The organism is uncultured Campylobacter sp., from assembly GCF_938045465.1.
Taxonomy (GTDB): domain Bacteria; phylum Campylobacterota; class Campylobacteria; order Campylobacterales; family Campylobacteraceae; genus Campylobacter_B.
This window is the reverse complement of sequence record NZ_CALIBF010000025.1, coordinates 1-2,656: the sequence shown is the minus strand read 5'-3', so window position 1 is coordinate 2,656 and position 2,656 is coordinate 1. Positions and strand designations below refer to the sequence as shown.

General features: G+C 44.9%; 4 protein-coding genes. All 4 read left to right on the top strand.

From position 1 onward, the window contains the following. A partial coding sequence (locus Q0413_RS01350) for a hypothetical protein (protein ID WP_298986505.1) occupies nt 1-239 on the top strand: 239 nt, incomplete at its 5' end. Continuing rightward, on the top strand, nt 223-423 hold the full coding sequence (locus Q0413_RS01345; RefSeq protein WP_298986502.1) for a hypothetical protein: 201 nt from the start codon (nt 223-225) through the stop codon (nt 421-423). The genes Q0413_RS01350 and Q0413_RS01345, both read left to right, overlap by 17 nt. Nucleotides 424-550: 127 nt before the next feature. Next, on the top strand, nt 551-994 hold the full coding sequence (locus tag Q0413_RS01340) for a hypothetical protein (RefSeq protein WP_298986499.1): 444 nt from the start codon (nt 551-553) through the stop codon (nt 992-994). Nucleotides 995-1,181: 187 nt separating this feature from the next. Further along, nucleotides 1,182-2,231, top strand: coding sequence for a hypothetical protein (locus Q0413_RS01335; RefSeq protein ID WP_298986497.1), 1,050 nt, complete (start codon nt 1,182-1,184; stop codon nt 2,229-2,231). The last annotated feature ends 425 nt before the right edge of the window (nt 2,232-2,656 follow it).

Sequence of the window (2,656 nt, the reverse complement as noted above, 5' to 3'; positions counted from 1 at the left end):
TGCGAAACCCCTTCAATCAAGGCAAGCTCGCAGACGCAAGGCGCTTCGGCATCATATCGGCGGCGCTTATGCTGATTTCTGTGCTTACGGAGCACCTACCAGGCGGCGAGGGGCTTTTTAGCATCAGGGCGTGCCTGGGTCTGGGCTCGCTCATCCTTCTTTACCGCGCGGCGAAAGGCATCTCCGAATCGCGCCCTCACGATTATCGGCGCGCTGGCGGTTTTGTTTTTCATCGCTAGGCTCTACTACGGGCTGTATAAAGACACGCAAAACGCGCTATTTCTGATCGCCGTGGGGATTGCGTTTGCGGGCGGCATACTGTCCGTCATCTCAGGCGACGGCTCGCGCATATCCGTGCTGATGGACTTTGCGGCGCCAGCGGCGTTTTTGTTCGCGTGGCTTCGGACAGAAAAAATCGCCTAGCGCTTTGCGATCATTCGTCTAAGAAGCGGGCAAAATTCTATTTCGGTGCGGATTTAAACACGGCGCACAAAAACGGGCGCGGCATCAAAATTTTAAAAGACGAGCGAAAATATGAGGCGGAAATAAAATGCAAAAAATGGCTTGGAAATTTGGCGAACTTGAAAAAGTCGCGACGGAGGAGGGCTTTATTTGGTATGCGGAGCTAAAAAGCGAAAGCTCTAGCGAGGTGCCATTTTGTCTCGTGTCTGCAGATACGGCGGATGTGGACGATGAGGGGTCTTGCTCGCGCAGCGACGCCTGGGACATCGATCGGCACATAAAAGACGCTCTTGTCTTCCTGCGAGACGAGCTTAGACGCGAGTATCGTTTGGGCGAGGATGAGCTCGGGCTGCTTGACGTGCCCGTTTGCGATCTGCCGTTTGAGCTGCCGCAATGCACGTTTTACGCACGCGATACGCAGTGGCTGTTGAGGTTTGCCGAGGGCGCGCTTGATATTTGCGAGCCTTTCGGCATCGGGGTGATTTTCGAGGGCGAAAGACCGCTGCGCGTGGAAAATTTAGAGCTTTGCTAGCTGCGGTAAAATGCTAAATTTAAAGGCGGACGGGAATTTTAATGCTTTGCCGAGTTTGAAATTTTTCGGCTCTTCGCGAATATAACGCGGTAAATTTTAAAATTTAACCGCAAGGTGCGGCATCAAAAAGACGCGGCGCCGAATTCAATATAATCTCTAAAATTTAAACGCTTAAAAGGAGCGAGCCGTGAGCGAAAAATTTCAAGCCGAGATGAAAGAGTTAGACAAAAAATTCGCCGCAATACCGGAGAATTTAAAGAAGCGATACGACAAACATAGGCTAATTAGGTGCTCTAGTATGGTGTTTTTAGCACTTTTGTTCGGCATTACATCGGTAGCTTCGCGACTTATTTCTTACGTGGATATTCAGATGCCCGAGCTTCTTTTGTTTTGTGTGGCGGTCATTTTATCCATCTGCTTGACGACATTTTGTTTAAAGTGCTATAAGACAAAAAAATACAGCAACTTTTTCATAAAAAATCAAGATGCCAGTTTGATGATTTTTACTTTTGAGAATACGGCTAGCTTAGTCTTGGTTTTATTTCCCACTTTGCTATTTCTATCTTCGGCAATGGGAGGTTCGCGAGATGAGTTAAGCGGCGCCGGCACTTTATACGGAGTCTTTATAGCTCCGATTTGCATATTAGTTTTTCTTTTATGCTATTTTTATAATAAAGGCTCATATCCTCCAAGGATCCATATCTGCGGCTCTCAAACGAAGCTTGATTTGTCGGTGCGAGAAGCCGAATTTAAAGAGGATGAACTAAACGAGAAATTTGCCAATATTCCAAAAAATTTAAAAAGGCGATATGACATACATAGATTGATTAGGCGTGCGAGCGCAATATTTTTGGCGTTTTTATTTATCATTGTCACATTTGTGAGCGCTATTGCTATATTGCGCGGCGTTGTTATTGTTTTAGTAATGTTATTTTCGTCTATTCTATTAACTATAGGTTATTTAAAAAGTAATTCTATGAAAGAATATAGCAAGCTTTTCATAAAAAATCAGCGAATTTCTTTAGTGGTTTTTACTATTGAAAATTTAGCTAGCGCGGCTTTGATTTTGTATCCGCTAGCGCTCATAATAGTGACATTGATCGCTAAAAATAATGAGAGGATAATAGACTTACTTTTAAACGGCTCGAATATATCGTCTGTTTGCTTGATCGTTTTCGCAGCGTGCTATTTTTTCAACCGAAGCACATATATTCCAAAAGATGATAAATTCTGCTAAATTTAAACGGGATGAGAGCTTGCAAATATCCTTGATGATGGATTTTGCGGTGCCTACGGCGTTTTTATTCGCGTGGTTTCGGACGGAAAAAATTGCTTAGAATTTTACGGATGTTTACGTAAGAAATTGGGCGAAATTCCGCTTCGGCGCGGAATTTAAGCATAGCCCGACAAACGCGTAAAGATGGCTGTAAATATGGACACACGGAAAAGCAATAAAAGTCGCAAGATGCAAAGATGGGCACGGAGCGCGTTGCGGAATAGAGGCGCGAGCTGCTGTGAATTTCACATTGCGTTACGCGCGTAAATTTCACGCTCTACCAGATGAAATTTAACGCGCAAATTTCACTACGAAATTTCAGGGCGTTTCGAGTCTTGCGATTTACAGCTTCCTAAGCTTTGCGATCTCATCGCGCAGCGCAGCAG

Bases quoted from the DNA above. Each gene is read 5' to 3' on its own strand.
- Q0413_RS01340 (WP_298986499.1), top strand. From the start codon at position 551: ATGCAAAAAATGGCTTGGAAATTTGGCGAACTTGAAAAAGTCGCGACG.